At 64.1% G+C, this 17,906-nt stretch carries 11 protein-coding genes and 1 pseudogene; 7 read left to right on the top strand and 5 right to left on the bottom strand.

Annotation, left to right across the window (positions count from 1 at the left end; all coding sequences use genetic code 11):
• Positions 1-140 precede the first annotated feature (140 nt).
• The 3 genes from X756_RS143240 to X756_RS143230 form a co-directional block, all read right to left on the bottom strand.
• Positions 141-932, bottom strand: a complete 792-nt coding sequence (locus X756_RS143240) for a TIGR02186 family protein (protein ID WP_023692548.1) — start codon at positions 930-932, stop codon at positions 141-143.
• The gene (locus X756_RS143235) at positions 932-1,855 is read right to left on the bottom strand and encodes a sulfite exporter TauE/SafE family protein (RefSeq protein WP_023730957.1); all 924 of its coding nucleotides are present in this window, start codon (positions 1,853-1,855) and stop codon (positions 932-934) included. Before X756_RS143235 ends, X756_RS143240 begins: the two co-directional genes overlap by 1 nt.
• A gap of 193 nt (positions 1,856-2,048) precedes the next feature.
• On the bottom strand, positions 2,049-6,038 hold the full coding sequence (locus X756_RS143230; RefSeq protein ID WP_023730958.1) for an SEL1-like repeat protein: 3,990 nt from the start codon (positions 6,036-6,038) through the stop codon (positions 2,049-2,051).
• A 479-nt stretch (positions 6,039-6,517) separates the two neighbouring features.
• On the opposite strand from X756_RS143230, the gene X756_RS143225 reads away from it, so the two are divergent.
• From X756_RS143225 to X756_RS143205, 5 genes are all read left to right on the top strand, one after another.
• Positions 6,518-6,976 (top strand): MerR family DNA-binding transcriptional regulator, encoded by a 459-nt coding sequence (locus X756_RS143225; protein WP_023669610.1) that lies wholly within the window; start codon positions 6,518-6,520, stop codon positions 6,974-6,976.
• Positions 6,977-7,250: 274 nt separating this feature from the next.
• Positions 7,251-9,059, top strand: a complete 1,809-nt coding sequence (locus X756_RS143220; RefSeq protein WP_023681963.1) for an acyl-CoA dehydrogenase — start codon at positions 7,251-7,253, stop codon at positions 9,057-9,059.
• Between the two features lie 370 nt (positions 9,060-9,429).
• The gene (locus X756_RS143215; RefSeq protein ID WP_023730961.1) at positions 9,430-10,599 is read left to right on the top strand and encodes an acyl-CoA dehydrogenase family protein; all 1,170 of its coding nucleotides are present in this window, start codon (positions 9,430-9,432) and stop codon (positions 10,597-10,599) included.
• Positions 10,600-10,630: 31 nt separating this feature from the next.
• A complete protein-coding gene (locus X756_RS143210) occupies positions 10,631-11,839 on the top strand; it encodes an acetyl-CoA C-acetyltransferase (protein ID WP_023669613.1) in 1,209 nt (402 codons plus the stop codon).
• A 23-nt stretch (positions 11,840-11,862) separates the two neighbouring features.
• On the top strand, positions 11,863-14,082 hold the full coding sequence (locus X756_RS143205; RefSeq protein ID WP_023730962.1) for a 3-hydroxyacyl-CoA dehydrogenase NAD-binding domain-containing protein: 2,220 nt from the start codon (positions 11,863-11,865) through the stop codon (positions 14,080-14,082).
• Between the two features lie 66 nt (positions 14,083-14,148).
• Here the strand turns inward: X756_RS143205 and X756_RS1000000170605 are convergent, their stop codons facing one another.
• Complete coding sequence (locus X756_RS1000000170605) at positions 14,149-14,445, bottom strand: hypothetical protein (RefSeq protein ID WP_023730963.1); 297 nt, start codon at positions 14,443-14,445, stop codon at positions 14,149-14,151.
• Positions 14,446-14,557: 112 nt separating this feature from the next.
• On the opposite strand from X756_RS1000000170605, the gene X756_RS143200 reads away from it, so the two are divergent.
• Positions 14,558-15,208, top strand: coding sequence for a helix-turn-helix transcriptional regulator (locus X756_RS143200; protein ID WP_023715330.1), 651 nt, complete (start codon positions 14,558-14,560; stop codon positions 15,206-15,208).
• Between the two features lie 8 nt (positions 15,209-15,216).
• Positions 15,217-16,184 (top strand): annotated as a pseudogene (locus tag X756_RS1000000170065) (thermonuclease family protein).
• Here X756_RS1000000170065 and X756_RS143190 read toward each other — a convergent pair.
• The gene (locus tag X756_RS143190; RefSeq protein WP_023726835.1) at positions 16,147-17,796 is read right to left on the bottom strand and encodes a lysine--tRNA ligase; all 1,650 of its coding nucleotides are present in this window, start codon (positions 17,794-17,796) and stop codon (positions 16,147-16,149) included. The pseudogene X756_RS1000000170065 and the gene X756_RS143190 overlap by 38 nt on opposite strands.
• Between the last annotated feature and the right edge of the window lie 110 nt (positions 17,797-17,906).

Here is a 17,906-nt window from a genome sequence, read left to right on the forward strand (position 1 = left end):
GGGTCCGCAAGACGCGCGCCGTCCAGAGGCCTGACCGTTCTGCCGAATGATTGTGCGTGTTACCCGAGGTTGGGAGGCGGCGGTCTATCGCAAGACTGAGAAAAGGGGAACCCCTTTTCCCCGGAAATGGGTCCTGCGCGTCAATCCCTGCGGAAAATCAGCCTGCCGAGCCATCCCGTGATCATGGCCAGCGACACGGAGAAGACGCCGTAGAGAAAGGAGTAATCATGCGCGACGCGGAAGATCGACTGTTCGAAACCCGATTTGCGGATTTCGAGCTGGGCCGAGCTTTCCTTGAGGAACAGGCCGCTCTTGAACAGGAACGCGCGGGCTTTATGCGTTCCAACCGGGACGTTGGGCGCCAGCCGCACCGTGGCGCGAAACAGGTTCTGCGACAGGAACTGCACGCCGCCGACATTCTCGCTGTAGAGGCCGGTCGCCGCCTTGCGCTCGCGCAGCGCCACGGTGAATTCCTCGATCGTCGCCGGACTGTCGGTTACGTCGGCCGGTTGCATGTAAAGGTTGGAGGCGCCGAGCGACAGCTGCTTGTAGCTGTTGGGTTCGGTGATGTCCTGCAGCGGCCGTGTCGTGGCGACGGAGTAGGAGACCGGCACGTTCTCGAAGGTCTCCGATTCCAGGTTGACCCAGACGCCGAGCACCCGGTCCTTGCGGCGCACCACAACCGGCCGCGGCGGCCCTTCGAGCACGACGATGACGTCATAGCGCCCCTGCCGCGCGACCAGCGGGTCGGGGTTTTCCAGCGAACCGAAAATGGTCAGGTCGGCGCCGGAAAAGCCGGCGGTGATCGACACCGCGTCGGTGGAGAGACCGATCTGGATGCCTTCCGGCAAGGGGTTCGGCGATTGCGCTGCCGCCGGCAGAGCGAGGGCGAAAAGCAAAACGGCGGCCGAAAAAATCCCCCACCGCAGCATCAGTTCAGGCCCGCGGCGGTCAGCGAATAGAGGTTTGGCGGCGTGACGAAGAGATCGATGGCAAGCCGGATCGCGACCGCCAGCACCAGCAGCGCCAGCAGTGCCCTGAGCTGTTCGCCGCGCAGCTTCTGTCCTGCCTTGGCGCCATATTGCGCGCCGGCAACGCCGCCCGCCATCAGCAGGAAGGCAAGCATGACGTCGACCGTCTGGTTGGTGGAAGCATGAACCAGCGTGGTGTAGGCCGAGGTGAAAATAATCTGGAACAGCGAGGTGCCGATAACGACGTTGGTCGGCACTTTCAGGAGGTAGATCAGCGCCGGCACCATGATGAAGCCACCGCCGACACCCATGATCGACGACAGGAAGCCGATGCCGGCGCCGAGCCCGAGCACCGGAATGACGCTGACGAACAGCTTCGAGGCCCTGAAGCGCATCTTCAGCGGCAGCCGGTGGATCCAGTTGTGCTGGCCGGATTTCTTCAAGACCGGCGCCGCACCGCTGCGCGTCGCGCGCAGCGCATTGACGCTCTCGACCAGCATCAGCCCGCCGACGGTGCCAAGCAGCACGACGTAGAGCAGCGAAATGAACAAATCGAGCTGGCCGAGCCGACGCAGGAAGGCAAAGACAAAGATACCGCCGGTCGAGCCGACGATGCCGCCGGCCAGCAGCACCCCGCCGAGCTTGAAGTCGAGCGTGCCGCGCTTCATGTGCGACAGCGCGCCGGAGAAGGAGGAGGCGATAACCTGGTTGGCGCCGGTAGCAACGGCGATTGCCGGCGGGATGTTGTAGAAGATCAAGAGCGGCGTGATCAGAAAGCCGCCACCGACCCCGAACATGCCCGACAGGAAACCCACCGCCGCGCCCATTGCCAGCAGCACGAAGACGTTGACGGAAATTTCCGCGATCGGGAGATAGATGCCCACCCGTCAGTCTCGATCAGTTTGCCTGTCGGCGATTGCAGCCATTCCAGGGCATTGTCGCACCGAAAAGCCAATTCTTTCTTGCACCGCCGGGGCAGTGGGATCAAACCCCGCCGCCCTACCGAAACAAAAAACATCTCAAGCAGTTAACAGGCAAATGTATGGCAAGGGCGTCGCGTTAGCGACGCATCTGCCGTTATTTGTGCGCCAGCAGCGCCTTCACCAGCTTTTCGTCGATTTCGCCGGTCGCCTGCATCTTGTTGTCGGTCTGGAAAGCCATGATTGCGGTCTTGGTCTTGCCGCCCATCACGCCATCGGCGCCGCCGGCATCGTAGCCGTTCTTGTTGAGGATGAGCTGGATGTTCTTGACCGCCTTCTTCATGTCGACGCTGGCGGTGGTCTGCGGCGTGCCTTCCTGCCAGGATTCAGGAATGTCGGCCGAGTTGGACGCCGGGTCGAGCGGCTTCGGCTTCCACAGTTCCGTGGCGGCGCGCGCCCGCTCCAGCTGTTCGGGGCGCAGCGCAGTGGCGACTTCGTCGCGCTTTGCAGCCGCATCCTTGTCGCCGGTCTTGGCGACGAGCGCGAACCATTTGTAGGATTCCTCCAGGCTCTGCTTCATGCCGACGCCCTTTGCCGCCAGGATGCCGAGATTGAACTGGCTGTCCTTGACGCCGACATCGGCCGCCGCCTGAAACCAGTGCGCGGCCGATTCATTGTCGGTCACGCCGTCGGCGGCCATGGCAAACAGAACGGCCAGATTGTGCATGGCGCTGGCATTACCCTGCGCGGCGGCGAGCTGGTAGAAGGTCTTTGCCTTCTTGACGTCGCGCCTGACGCCGATGCCCTTTTCGTAGAAATTGCCGATGCGGTATTCCGCCGGTGCGAAGCCGAGCTCGGCCGACTTTTCGTACCATTTGGCCGCTGCCGCCATGTCTTCCTTGACGCCGCGCGATTCAGCATAGCGCGAACCGAGCTCGAACAGCGCCTTGGCGTCACCGCCGGCAGCCGCGTCGCGCAAGGCTTGCGGGCCGGCATCGGCCGGAACGTCTATCTTGGCCACGACAGGTGCTACCGCGGCATCAGCCGGCGGAACGGCGCCGGTAGTATCCGAGGCCGTCGTATCCGAGGCCGAGGGCGCCATGACGGCGGCCGCAGGCTGCGCGTCGGCAGCCGCCGGTTCCGCAGTGGCGGTGGTCGGCAGCATTGCATTTGGCGCGGGGGCCGGATCGGCCAAAGCCATCGGCGCTGGCGCGGGCTCCACCGCCGGCACTTCGGGCCCAGCGACCGAGGCCGCATTCATTGGCGCATCGTTGCCAGCTGCCGGTTCCGTGGGCTCCGCCTGCCTGACGATCCGGGCCGGCACGTCCTGAACGGCCACCTGCTGTTCTGCCTTGGGTTGGCTGGCAGCGTTGACCGAGGCAGTCTCGACCGGCTGCGAGGCGACGATCGGCGCTGTATCGTTGCTTGCGACCTCGACCGGGTCGGCGAAGAAGGCCTTGCCCAACTGGAGGCCGGCAAGCGCCAGCATGATCGCGACCGCTCCCATCAGGATCGGCTTGCGCCGCGCCTTGAGCAGGTCGCCGATACGAAGCGCCTTGACCGGGCCCTTCATGGTAGACTGGCGTTTCAACGCGTCGGCCTCGGCGGCCGCGGCCTGCGCCGCGCGCCTGGCCGCGGCAATGAAGTCGGATTTCGACGCATCGCCGGAGTTTTGGCGCACCGGCGGGCCGCGCTCGTCGCGCACGCGCTTCATGATGGCGTTGAGGTCGGGCGCGCCGGAGCCCGGCTCCAACGGTCGGTTGGCGAGCTTCGGATCGAGCGGCTCGTCGAGATCGACGCTCGGCATGTCGACATTAGGCCCCGAGCCGGCAAGCGGCGGCATGTCAGCCGGCTTCTTGCCCCTGAAGGCGCGCGCAAATCCACCGAACAGCGACTTCTTGGCCGTGGCTTCGCCTTTCTCGGCAATCCTGTCGGAACCGAGCGCTGCCTGGGCAGCGGCCGCGGCAGCCTCGGCTGGCGAGCGCCGCACGGGTTCGCTGCCCATGACCGGGTCGCTACGCGTACCCGGGTCGGCGCGCATATCCGGCTCGCTGCGCATGATGGCGGCGGCGCGGCCGTCGAGATCGGCCATGTCTCCGGTCAGCGGCAGCGGCTGGTCGATATCCATCGACGGCGCGTCCTGCACCGAAATCTTGGAGGCGCGTGCAGCGCGGGCCCGCCGCGCCGGCTCGGCCTGGGCATCCAGAAGCTCGCTCACCGCCTCGGCCGGTTCGCTGGTCTCCAGCGAGCCCAGACGATCGACGATCTTGAGCAACGTGTCGTGGATAGCCTCGAATGTCCGTGAATTGCGCTCGTCCGAACGGCGCGTCAGCGCTTCCAGCGTCTTCAGATCCTGAGCAAGGCCGGTAACGGCCGCGGTGTTGGCGTTGGAATCTGCCAGTGAGCGCACGGCGCTCTCGGCTGCTTCGCGTGCCGCGCCCATGATGGATTCGCGGGTTCCGGCCAGCGACTTCTCGATTTCGTTGAGGCGCGGGCTGATGTCCTCGAATTCCGGCAGCGGCGTGCCGGGCTTCGACAGATGCGCCGATAGGCTGGAGACCTGCGCCTCGAGGCTGCGGATCAGTGCCGGATCGATGCCGGCGACCTGCGCGGCCGACGATTCCAGCCGGCTTGAAATGTCTTCGAGCCGGCTTTCCAGGCCGCGGATCGCCGCCTCGTTGGCAGGATCGGGAATGCGCGTCTCCATGCGTTGGGCGAGCGCGGTGAAGCGTGCGTCGATGGCGTCCATGATGCCGGCGCTGTCAGCCTGCGGCTGGCGCTGGTCCAGCCGGTCGGCAACCTCGTCCAGCCGCCGCTCCAGATCGCGAAACAGCATGTTGCCCTGTTCGATGGCGTCGCCCTGCCGGCGTTCCATCATGCCCGACAGCACGTCGAAGCGCTGTTCCAGACCCTGGAAGATATAGTCGGCGTCGGGCATGGCCGGGGCGCGGTCGATCTTGTCGGCGATCATCGCGATCTGCTTGCCGAGGCGCTCCATCGCCTGTTCCGGCAGATTGGCGCGGCCGGCAAGCTCGTCGACCCTGTTCGACAGCGTGCTGAGACGGTCGAGAACCTCGCCGCTCGGACGAATCTGCACGACTTCCTCGATCTGCTGCGCCAGCGAGGCGATCCGCTTCTCGATGCGTTCAAAGGGTTCGGGGTCGAAGGAATTGGCCTGTGCGGCGACGGTCGAGGCGACGATGGCGCGCGAAATCTCGTCGAGCCGTTCGTCGATCAGGCCAAGCGTGTCGCCGCCGCGGTTGCTCTGCTGGCTGACGAAATGATCGACGGCGCCGGCAAGCGTGCGGACCTTTTCTTCCATCGAGCGCAGCGACAGCGATTCCGGCAGATTGTGGACCGCATTGCTGATCTGTTCGAGCCGGTCGGTCAGGGCCGAAAATCCGGGGCCGTCGGCGCGGTTGCGCTGGTCGGCGTCGACACGGTCCTCGAACGCGCTCCAGCGGCGGTCGAAATCGTCCCAGCGGCGGTCGACCTTCAGCACGCTTTCCTCGCGCGCCAATGTGTCGAGCGCCGTCTTTACCTGCTCGAGCTCGAGCCGCAGCATGTTGACGCTTCGGTCGTCGCTCTTCTCGGCCAGCGTCTGGATGGCGCCGGACAGCCGCTCGAATTCGACGCCGAGTTCGGCGCTGCCCTTGCCGGGCAAGCCGCCTGCCTGACCACCCGATTGGTTGCTCGCCTGGAAGGCCCGTTCGATGTCCTTGCGCAACGCGGCGAATTCGCGCTGCAGGCCGGCCGTCATCTGATGGCGCAGTTCCTCGCGCAGGCCACGCAATTCGCCGGCGATCTTGCCGACCACGGCGACGCTGTCTTCCTGGCCGCGCACGCGGTCGATGTCGCGCGCGATCGCCTGATAGTTCTGGTCGAAGCCGGCCGGCCCGGCGCCTTTCGGCCGCGGCGTGGGCTGCGGGTCCTCGTACCAGCGCGGCGGGGCGTAGGGCTGGGCGCTTGCGTAGCGCGGCTCCGGAGCGGGCCGGCGCGGATCGAAGCGCTCGGCGGCGTCCTCGCGCTTGCGCTCCAGCCGCTGCTCCAGCGTTTCCAGCGAGCGGTTCAATTCATCAAGTGTGGTGTTCGGCCTGCGCGGCCTGCCGGCGTTGAGTGTATCGAGATAGGACCGCTTGCTGTTCATCGATGCGTCCGTTTTTCAGAATGGCTGGCTTGCTGCCAGTTTCCCAAGTCCTTGTCGGGAACGAAGGCGGCCGCGCGGCACTGCTGCGGCGGAAGACGAGCTTCCCGGGCCAGGCCCGCTCTCCGAAAAACCGTGAAAAATTCGCTACAGGATAAACACGGGTGACCGACATCCGCACATTTCACCCATCGTGGTAAACAAGGTGTTAACCAAGCTTAAGAAGTTACGGCATTGCTGAAATACAGGCGGTGCCCGTTCGGACCCGGCGCCGGGGGTGCGGCATAAGGTTTCGCAATCCCAGAACGCCCTTGCGTCATGCGACGGCTATCATTATAGAATTGACGTAAACGTAAGAGGGGCGCCGTTCGTGCCTTTTGCGATGAATTAGTTGAAACCACGACTGGAAGCATGCCCCCGCTTCCACTCAGGCGTTGCAAGGTCCGAGACCGCGATGCCACGACAGGGGAAAGCCAGTGACTATGAAACTTGTTTCGCCCGGCGAAGCCGCGGCCAACACCAACAATATGTCTGCCGAAGCCAGTGAGGAGCTCGTGCGCATCGGCGAGATGGCCAAGAAATACGGCGTGACGCTGCGCACGCTGCGTTTCTATGAAGACAAGGGCCTGCTCAATCCGAAACGCGATGGGGCAACGCGCCTCTACACGCGCCGCGACAAGGCGCGGCTGAAGCTGATCCTCCTCGGCCGCAAGGTCGGGTTCTCGCTGCGCGACGTCAAGCAGATGATGGATCTCTACGATCCCACGGGATCCAACACCAAGCAATTGCGGCTGGCTCTCGACAAGTCGGAGAAGCAGCTAGCCCGCCTGCAGAAGCAGCGCGCGCTGATCGACGACGCCATCAACGAGCTGAGCGGCTCGATGTCGGCCGTGCGCCAGATGCTGTCCGAGCGTTCGGCCCCGGCCAGCGCCGCCAGCTGATTTTGCTCCGCAGCTCCCGGCGAAAGCTTTGAACTTAAGAGCCGCGCGGCCGCCCGCGCGGCTCTTTTTGTTTGACCCCCCTCGCTTTGCACAAAGCCATGCACCGCTCGTGCCGATAGGCTGGCATAGGTAAATTTTGTCCCGGCGACAAAATTGACGTTTACGCAAACGTCAATTTTTGCTATCCCGCTTTCAACATTGGCCCGCATGCCGCCCCAACCTCATGTTTCGGGGCTCGATCTCGCGGCCAAGACCCGCATGGTGGAGGAAACACATGCCGATCTACAGGGCGCCGGTCCAGGACACGCTGTTCGTGCTCAACGAGGTGCTGGGTTATCAGCGCTACTCCAACCTTCCCGGATTTGCCGACGCGACGCCCGACGTTGTCGAGGCGATCCTCGCCGAAGGCGCCAAGCTCGCCGAAAACGTCATGCATCCTCTGAACCGCGTCGGTGACATGGAAGGCTGCGTGCGCCATGAGGACGGCTCGGTGACGACGCCGAAGGGCTTCAAGGAAGCCTACGACCAGTATCGGGAAGGCGGCTGGATGGGACTGGCGGCGCCCGTCGAGTTCGGCGGCCAGGGGCTGCCCTATGCCGTGCACACCGCGGTTGCCGAATACATGGTTTCGGCCAACATGGCGCTGATGATGTATCCCGGCCTGACTCAAGGCGCTATCGCTGCGATCATCACACACGGCACCGACGAGCAGAAGGCGACATGGCTGCCGAAGCTGGTCGAGGGGTCCTGGACCGGTACCATGAACCTGACCGAGCCGCATTGCGGCACCGATCTCGGCCTGCTGCGCACCAAGGCGGTGCCGAACGGCAACGGCACCTACAAGATCTCAGGCCAGAAGATCTTCATCTCGGCCGGCGAGCACGACATGTCGGAAAACATCGTCCATCTCGTGTTGGCCCGCATCGAAGGCGCGCCGGCAGGCGTGAAGGGCATCTCGCTGTTCATCGTGCCAAAGCTGAAGCTCGATGCCTCGGGCAATCCGGGCGAGAAGAACACGCTCTCCTGCGGGTCGATCGAGGAGAAGATGGGCATACACGGCAATTCGACTTGCGTCATGAATTATGACGAGGCCGAAGGCACGCTGCTCGGTGAGGCCAATGGCGGCCTGAAGGCGATGTTCACGATGATGAACGAAGCCCGGCTCGGCGTCGGCCTGCAGGGCCTGTCGCTGTCCGAGATCGCTTACCAGAACGCGGTCTCCTACGCCAAGGACCGGCTGCAGGGCCGCTCGCTGTCTGGCGCCAAGGCGCCGGACAGACAAGCCGATCCGATCATCGTCCATCCCGACATCCGCCGCTCGCTGATGACCATGAAGGCCTTCAATGAGGCCGGCCGCGCGCTGGCGCTGTGGACGGCGATCAAGTCCGACATCGCCCACCGCTCCGCCGACGACAAGGATCGCCAGGCGGCCGACGACTATACCGGCCTGCTGACGCCGGTGATCAAGGGCGTGCTCACCGACAAGGGTTTTGACCATGCAGTCATGGCGCAGCAGGTGTTCGGGGGCCACGGCTACATCGAAGAGCACGGCATGAGCCAGTTCGTGCGCGATGCCCGCATCGCCATGATCTATGAAGGCGCCAACGGCATCCAGGCGCTCGACCTCGTCGGCCGCAAGCTTGGTCTGAATGGCGGTCGCGCCGTGCAGGCCTTCTTCAAGGACGTCGGCGAGTTCTGCGAGGAGAACCGCGCCGACGAGAAGCTGGCGCCTTTCACGAAGGCGCTGAAGAAGGGCCTCAACGATCTGCAGGCGGCGACCATGTGGCTGGTGCAGAACGGCATGGCCAAGCCCGACAATGCCGGCGCCGCGTCGACCGATTACATGCATCTCTTCGGCCTGGTAGCGCTGGGCTACATGTGGGCGCAGATGGCCAAGGCCGCGCTCGGCAAGACCGGCGCCAATGGCTCCCAATCTGTCCACGAAAATGGGGCTTTTTACGACAACAAGGTGGTGACGGCGCGCTTCTTCATGGAGCGGATCATGCCCGAGACATCGGCACATCTCGCCCGCATTTCCAGTGGTGCGGACACGCTAATGGCGCTGCCTGCGGAAGCGTTCTAGAAATGGCTGGCGTCCCCCTCCTCCTTGAGGGGAGGGTGGCCCGAAGGGCCGGGAGGGGTCCTTGCGTGCAGTGCGCCGGCTGGTTGGCGCTTTGGTAGGAGATGATCGCAATGCCCCAAACCCGCGTCAATTCCGAAGATAAGGTCGAGCACGTCATCGGCGACCCCACCCGACCGCTTCGCGGCCACCCTCCCCTCGAGGGGGAGGGGGACGCCGCCGCCCCGCAACCGATGAGGTTTTAGAGCATGGCCGCCCCAGGCGAGAATCTGCGAATCAATTCAGACCGTTTGTGGGATTCCATCATGGAGATGGCGAAGATCGGCCCCGGTATTGCGGGCGGCAACAATCGCCAGNGCGCGGGAGAAACGGCATGACAAATCCAGCCGAAGTGCTCTCCTTGCCGAAGCCCGCCTGGGCGGCGGACGAGGTCGGCATGCTCTACGACATGGCGCACCGCTTCATGTCGGAAGAGATCGCGCCGCGCTACGACGAGTTCGAGAAGAACGAGATGGTCGACCGCGAGAGCTGGCGCAAGGCGGGTGCCGCCGGCCTGCTCTGCGCCTCTATGCCGGAGGAATATGGCGGCTCCGGCGGCACCTTCGCGCATGAGAGCGCCATCATCGAGGCGATCGGCCATGTTGGCGTCGACGGTTTCGGCATCGGTCTCCACAACGCGATCGTTGCTCCTTACATCCTTCACTACGGCTCGGAAGAGCAGAAGAAGAAATGGCTGCCGAAACTGGCGACCGGCGAACTGATCGGCGCCATCGCCATGACCGAGCCGGGCGCCGGCTCCGACCTGCAAGGCGTCAAGACGCGCGCCGAGAAGGACGGCAACCAGTACAAGATCAACGGTTCGAAAACCTTCATCACCAATGGCCAACTGGCCAATTTCATCATCGTCGTCACCAAGACCGATCCGGCCAAAGGCGCCAAGGGCACCTCGCTGATCGTCGTCGAGGCCGACGAGGCCGAAGGCTTCGAACGCGGCCGCAACCTCGACAAGATCGGCCTGAAAGCCAACGACACGTCGGAGCTGTTCTTCAATGATCTGCGCGTGCCGACCTCGAACCTGCTTGGCCACGAAGAGGGACAGGGCTTCATACAGCTGATGCAGCAATTGCCGCAGGAGCGCCTGCAGATCGGAACCGGCGCGATCGCCATGATCGAACGCGCCCTGGCGCTGACCATCGACTACGTCAAGGGTCGCAAGGCCTTCGGCAAGGCGATCATCGAGTTCCAGAACACCCAGTTCAAGCTCGCCGAACTGAAGACCGAGGCCACCATCGGCCGCGTCTTCTACAATGATTGCGTCACCCGCCACATCAATGGCGGGCTGGATCCGGTGACGGCGTCGATGGCGAAATACTGGCTCTCGGACCTGCAGGGAAAAGTCGTCGACGAATGCCTTCAATTGCATGGCGGCTATGGCTACATGAATGAATATCCGATCGCCCGCATGTTCCGCGACGCCCGCGTCCAGCGCATCTACGGCGGCACCAACGAGATCATGAAATTGCTGATCGGCCGCTCTCTCTGAGAGCGACGTCGGCAAAGCAAGGAGCAAGCAAATGGCCGAAGCTTATGTCTATGACGCCGTGCGCACACCGCGCGGCAAGGGCAAGAAGGATGGCTCGCTGCACGAAGTGCCGGCGGTGCGGCTCGCCGCCAGGACGCTTGAGGCGCTGCGCGACCGCAACGGCCTCGACACCGCAAACGTAGACGACATCATCTTCGGCTGCGTGGACCCAGTGGGCGAGGCCGGCTCCGTCATCCCGCGCGCCGCCGCCTTCGAAGCCGGCTACGACAACAAGGCGCCGGGCATGCAGATATCGCGCTTCTGCGCTTCGGGTCTCGACGCCATCAATTTCGGCGCCGCCAAGATCGCTCAAGGCGCCGACGAGATCGTCATTGCAGGCGGCGTGGAATCGATGTCGCGCGTCGGCATGGGCGCCTCGGGCGGCGCCTGGTTCATGGACCCGTCCGTCGGCCTGCCCGGCTGGTTCGTGCCGCAAGGCATATCGGCCGATTTGATCGCCACCAAGTATGGTTTTTCGCGCGACGACGTCGATGCCTATGCGGTCGAGAGCCAGAAGCGCGCCGGCAAGGCCTGGGCCGATGGCCGTTTCAAGAACTCCGTCATACCGATCAAGGACCAGAACGGCCTCACCATCCTCGATCATGACGAGCATATGCGGCCGTCGACCGACATGCAGTCGCTGGCCTCGCTCAACCCGTCCTTCGTCATGCCTGGTGAAATGGGCGGCTTCGACGCGGTCGCCGTGCAGAAGCACCCTGAGGTGGAAGAGGTCAATCACGTCCACCATGCCGGCAATTCGTCGGGCATCGTCGACGGTGCCGCCGCAGTGCTGCTCGGCTCCAAGAAGGCCGGCAAAACGATGGGCTTGAAGCCACGCGCGCGTATCCGCGCCTTTGCCAACATCGGCTCCGAGCCGGTGCTGATGCTTACCGGTCCGGTCGACGTCACCGAGAAGCTTCTGAAGCGCGCCAAGATGAAGCTGTCGGATATCGACCTGTTCGAGCTTAACGAGGCCTTCGCCTCGGTGGTGCTGCGCTACATGCAGGCATTCGAAATCCCGCACGACAAGATCAACGTCAATGGCGGCGCCATCGCCATGGGCCATCCGCTCGGTGCCACCGGCGCGATGATCCTGGGCACGGTGCTGGACGAGCTCGAGCGCCGCGATTTGAACACCGCTCTGGTGACGCTCTGCATCGGCGCCGGCATGGGCACCGCAACGATTATCGAACGCGTCTGATTTTCGGCCGGAAGGAGAGAGACATGACTTATACAAACTTCACGGTCGACACCGACGCAGACGGCATCGCGCTGGTCACCTGGAACATGCCGGACCGCTCGATGAACGTCTTCACCGAAGAGGTAATGAACGAGCTCGACAAGATCATCGACCAGGTGGTGGCCGACGCCGCCATCAAGGGCGCGGTGATCACCTCGGGAAAGGACAGCTTCTCCGGCGGCGCCGACCTGACCATGCTGCAGAAGATGCTGGCCGTATTTGCCAAGGAGAAGACCAAGGACCCGGAGAAGGCGGCACAGCTTCTGTTCGACAATGCCGGCCGCATGGGGGGCCTGTGGCGCAAGCTCGAAACGTCGGGCAAGCCCTGGGTCTCGGCGATCAACGGTACCTGCATGGGCGGCGCGTTCGAGCTGTCGCTGGCCTGTCATGGCCGCGTTGCCGCTGACTCCGAAAAGGTCAAGATGGCCTTGCCGGAAGTCAAGGTCGGCATCTTCCCCGGCGCCGGTGGCACCCAACGCGTGCCGCGCCTGACCGACCAGCAGCAGGCGTTGCAGATGCTGACCACCGGCCAGACGCTGTCGCCGCAGAAAGCCAAGGCGATGGGGCTGATCCACGAGATCGCCGAACCCGGCAAGCTGATCGAGACCGCCAAGGCGATGATCAGGAACGGCCTGAAAGCCGTCCAACCCTGGGACGAGAAGGGCTTCAAGCTGCCCGGCGGCCTGATCTATTCGCCCGCCGGCTTCAATCTGTGGCCGCCGGCCATCGCCATCCTGCGTCGCGAGACCTACGGCAATTATCCGGCCGCCGCGGCCATCCTGAAATGCGTCTATGAGGGCCTGCTGGTGCCGTTCGACACCGGTCTGCGCATCGAACAGCGCTATTTCACCGAAATCATGCAGTCCAAGGAAGCAGCAGCGATGATCCGCTCGCTGTTCGTCTCGCTGCAGGAGCTCAACAAGGGCGCCCGCCGCCCGGCCGGCGTGCCGGAGACCAAGTTCAAGAAGATCGGTATTCTCGGCGCCGGCTTCATGGGTGCCGGCATCGCCTTTGTCACCGCCAAGGCCGGCATCCCGGTCGTCCTGCTCGACCGCGACATGGCGTCGGCCGAAAAGGGCAAGGCGCATTCCGACAGCCTGATCTCCGATCAGGTCAAGAAGGGCCGCGCCAAGCCCGAGGAGAAGGACAGACTTCTGTCGCTGATCACGCCGACGGCCGACTATGCCGATCTCGCCGGCTGCGATCTGGTGGTCGAGGCGGTGTTCGAGGATTCGGCCGTCAAGAAGGCTGCCACCGAACAGGCCGAAGCCGTGCTGAAATCGTCAGCGGTCCTCGCCTCCAACACCTCGACCATCCCGATCACTGCACTGGCCAAGAATTCGGCGCGGCCGAAGAATTTCGTCGGCATCCACTTCTTCTCGCCGGTCGACAAGATGATGCTGGTCGAGATCATCCTGGGCAAGAAGACCGGCGACAAGGCGCTGGCCACCGCGATCGATTTCGTGCGCGCCATCAAGAAGACGCCGATCGTCGTCAACGACACGCGCGGCTTCTACGTCAACCGCTGCGTGCTGCGCTACATGTCGGAAGCCTACAAGATGCTGATCGAAGGCGTTCCGGCGCCGATGATCGAGAACGCCGCCAAGGCCGCCGGCATGCCGGTCGGCCCGCTGGCGCTGACCGACGAGACGGCGATCGACCTTGCCCAGAAGATCATGAAGCAGACCATCAGGGACCTCGGAGACAAGTCTGTCGACCCCAGGCAGATGGCGCTGATCAACACGCTGGTCGACACCCATGGCCGCTTCGGCCGCAAGAACGGCAAGGGTTTTTACGACTATCCGGCCAAGCCTGCCAAGAAGAAGCTGTGGCCGGGCCTGAAGGATCTCTATCCGCAGCTGGAGGCCGAGAAGGTCGACTATGAGGAACTGCAGCAGCGCCTGCTGGTAACCATTGCGCTGGAAGCGGCCCGGGTGATGGAAGAGGGCATCGTCACCGATCCGCGCGAGGCCGATGTCGGCTCGATCCTCGCCTTCGGTTTCGCGCCATTCACCGGCGGCGCGCTGTCCTATATCGACGGCATTGGCGCCAGGGAATTCGTCAGAATAGCCAAGGGCCTGCAGAAGAACTACGGCGCCGAGTTCAAGGCGCCCAAGCTGCTACTCGACCTGGCGGAGAAGGGCGAGACCTTCTACCAGCGCTTCGATCCCTATGCGAAAGGCGAAGTGCAGAAGGCCGCTTGAGCTAGCGCCCCATGTACGTCTGAGGGCGCCTCGCGCGCATGGCCACGGCAAGGCGCGCCGTGACCCTTACGCGGTCGGCAGCGAAAGTCGGCTGGCTTTTCGCTGCCTGCCGACATCGACTTCAACCTCCATCTCAACAACGCCCGCTACATGATGCTCGCCGACCTCGCGCATGACCCCGAAAATCGGAATCGATTTTCGGAAAGGATCATGCGCCAAATCAAATGCTACTGCGTCCTTGGCGCGTCCAATAGGACGCTTGCCCGCTCCGTTCAACCGCGGCCGCCGACCGAGGCCGAGCGGGTTTGCATGACCTCCCACCAAGGATTGCGCAGCCTTGCCAAGGCAGTTTGAGGCATCCATGACGACTTCGCCGCACACAGCTTTTTAGGGGATCGGGCCGCGCGCCGGTGGACAATCGGATGACCGCGCGTTAGAAGGAAAAGGTATTTTTTCCTGTTTTGAGGAGAGCGAATTGCTCTCGCATGACCGAGTTTGGGCAGCCATCGACGCTCTCGCCGAGCGCTATTCATTGTCGGCCTCCGGCCTGGCCCGGCGAGCCGGTCTGGACTCCACCGCTTTCAACAAGTCGAAGCGGCTGTCCTCGGATGGGCGACCGCGCTGGCCCTCGACCGAATCGCTGGCCAAGATCATCGAGGCGACAGGCGCTTCGCTCGACGAATTCACCGGACTGGTCGAAGGCCGCGCCAAGACAGCTTCGGGCTCGTTAGCCCCGCAGCGTTCAGCGGTGCCGCTGCTCGGCTTCGCCCAGGCCGGCGCCGGCGGCTTCTTCGATGATGCCGGCTATCCCTCAGGCCAGGGCTGGGACCTTGTCGAGCTTCCGGCACGGGCGACCGAAACCTCCTATGCGTTGAAGGTGCAGGGCGATTCCATGCTGCCGCTCTACCGCAATGGCGATGTGCTGATCGTCGAGCCGGGCGCCGCTACCCGCAAGGGCGACCGCGTCGTCGTCAAGACCAATGCCGGCGAAGTCATGGCCAAGGTGCTCGACCGCCAGACGACGAAATCGATCGTGCTGATTTCGCTCAACCCCGACCATCCGGACCGCGACATCGCGATGCGCGATGTCGAATGGGTGGCGCGGATCGTCTGGGCAAGCCAGTAGGTCTCGCGGTGCGTCTGCTTCAAATCCTCATAGCCCTCCTGGCGATCCCGGTGATGGTCGCCATTGTCGTCGCCGGCGGTCGCGCGCTGCATCGCGACGGCCCCGCCATTACTGTCGACCAGATCGACCCGGACACCGAGGCCGTGCCCGAGGAGCCGGCGACGTCGGCGATCCCCGAGGTCCAGCCCGTCAAGCCTCCGATGCACTCGCCTCAGGTGCATTCGAGGGCGATCGATCCCGAGGCCATCGCTCCGCCGCCGCTGCCGGTAGAAGAACTTGAACGGGTTGAGCCACGCGCGCCGCTGAGCGACCTGGCGCTGGCCGGGCCGCCCANGACGTGTGCTCTTCCGATCTGCTGCCGGTAGAAGAACTTGAACGGGTTGAGCCACGCGCGCCGCTGAGCGACCTGGCGCTGGCCGGGCCGCCCAAGCCGCGTGGGCGCAGAGCGGTCGACGACTGGGGAGGAACAAAACTGTTCCAGCCGGTCGCGGCCGCCGCCGGCCTGATCGAAGCCAATGGTTATTCCGTGACGGTCTCCGGCATCGACATCGTCAGGCAAGACGAGACCTGCACCGAGGGCGGCAAGTCCTGGGCTTGCGGTATCAGGGCGCGCACCGCGTTCCGGTCTTTCCTGCGCGGCCGGGCCGTTGCCTGCAAGGTGCCGCCGGAGGCCGACCGTGCACTGATCGCCGCCGAATGCCGCATCGGCAAGCTGGATGTCGGCCAGTGGCTGGTCGAAAACGGCTGGGCGCGCGCCACGGCAGGCGGCCCCTATGTCGAAGCGGGCGACAAGGCGCGCGCCGCCAAGAAGGGCGTCTTCGGTGCCGCGCCCAATCTTGGCGGCCTGCCACCGGCGCCAACGCCGGTTGCGGCACCGACGGCGTCGCAACCGATCCTCGATGCCCCGGCGATGGACACGCCGCCGGCCGGGACGGAAATTACGCCGCCAGCTGACCAGCCAGCGCCCGCTCAATGAGCGCGCGGGTTTCGGCGATGCCGTAGAGGGCTGCGAACGAACCGAAGCGCGGTCCGCGTTCCTGGCCGATCAGCACCTGGTAGATCATCTGGAAGAAAGCGCCCGAGACACCAGGGCCGCCGTCCGGGCTCTTCTTCGAATGGTCCTGATAGCGTTCGATCTTGCGCGCCACGTTGAGCGAAGCGTTCTGGATCGCTTCGCCGTCGGCGCCGGCCGGCAGGCCAGCAAGCGCGTTGCCAAGCGCTTCCAGCGCCACGCGTTCGACATCGTCGGCCGGCCGGAAGGTCTTCGTCGGCTTCACGAAATCGTCGAAGTAGCGGATGGCGAAACCGACCAGCTGGTCGAGTTCGGGATGCGTCGCCGGCGTCACTCCAGATGCATGGCGCGAGATGAAGCCCCACAGCACATCCTTGTTTTGCGCGTTGGAGGCGCTGACCAGGTTGAGCAGCAGCGAGAACGGCACCGGCATGTCGATGGAAGGCGGCTTGCCGTCATGCATGTGCCAGACCGGATTGCCCAGCCGCTCCTTCCAGTCCTGGCGCGGATAGGCGTTGAGGAAGGTGTAGTACTCGTCGACGGCGCGTGGGATGACGTCGAAATAGAGCTTTTTCGCCTGCCTTGGCCGTTGATACATATAGAGGCCGAGGCTTTCGGTCGGCGCGTAGCGCAGCCATTCGTCGATGGTCAGCCCGTTGCCCTTCGACTTCGAGATCTTCTGGCCGTTCTCGTCCAGGAACAGTTCGTAGACGAAATGCTCGGGCGCGCGCCCGCCGAGAATGTTGCAGATGCGGTCGTAGATCACCGCGTTCGTCTGGTGGTCCTTGCCGAACATTTCGAAATCGACGCCGAGCGCTGCCCAGCGCATGCCGAAATCCGGCTTCCACTGCAGCTTGACCTTCCCGCCGGTCACCGAAAGCGTGGTCTCGGTGCCCTCATCGTCGAAGGTGATGTTGCCGGCCTTGGCGTCGACATGCTTCATCGGCACGTAGAGCACGCGCCCGCTCTTCGGCGAGATCGGCAGGAACGGGCTGTAGGTTGCCTGCCGCTCCGGCCCCAGCGTCGGCAGCATCACCGCCATGATCTGCTCATAGCGCTCGGCGGCGCGCACCAGCATCGCATCGAAGCGGCCGGCCTTGTAGTACTGCGTGGCGCTGGCGAATTCGTAGTCGAAGCCGAACGTGTCGAGGAAGCGGCACAGCATCGCGTTGTTGTGGTCGGCAAAGCTCGCATAGTCGCCGCCGAACGGATTGGGCACCGACGACAGCGGCATATGCAGATAGGGCTCGAGCGCTGCGCGATCCGGCACATTGTCGGGAATCTTGCGCATGCCGTCCATATCGTCGGAGAAGCAGAGCAGCTTCGTCTTGACCTTGTTCCCGGTCAGCACGTGAAAGGCATGGCGCACCATCGAGGTGCGCGCGACCTCGCCGAACGTGCCGATATGCGGCAGGCCCGACGGGCCGTAGCCGGTCTCGAACAGGACGGTCTCGGGAAAGTCGCCGCCTTTGTAGCGCTCGATGATCTTTTTGGCTTCCTCGAACGGCCAGGCCTTGCTTTCGGCGGCTGCCGCAAGCATTTCGGGGTTGAGATCGGCGATGTTTGATCCCGTCATGTCAAAGTTCCAGTCATGGGCCGGCTTCGCGGCTGGTAAGATTTTTCAACCGGGTCTCTAGGCGCGACAGGGCGGAGCGTCAACGATATCAGGCGTTTTCGTTGCGACGG

The sequence above is a fragment of the Mesorhizobium sp. LNJC405B00 genome, from assembly GCF_000502615.1.
Classification (GTDB): domain Bacteria; phylum Pseudomonadota; class Alphaproteobacteria; order Rhizobiales; family Rhizobiaceae; genus Mesorhizobium.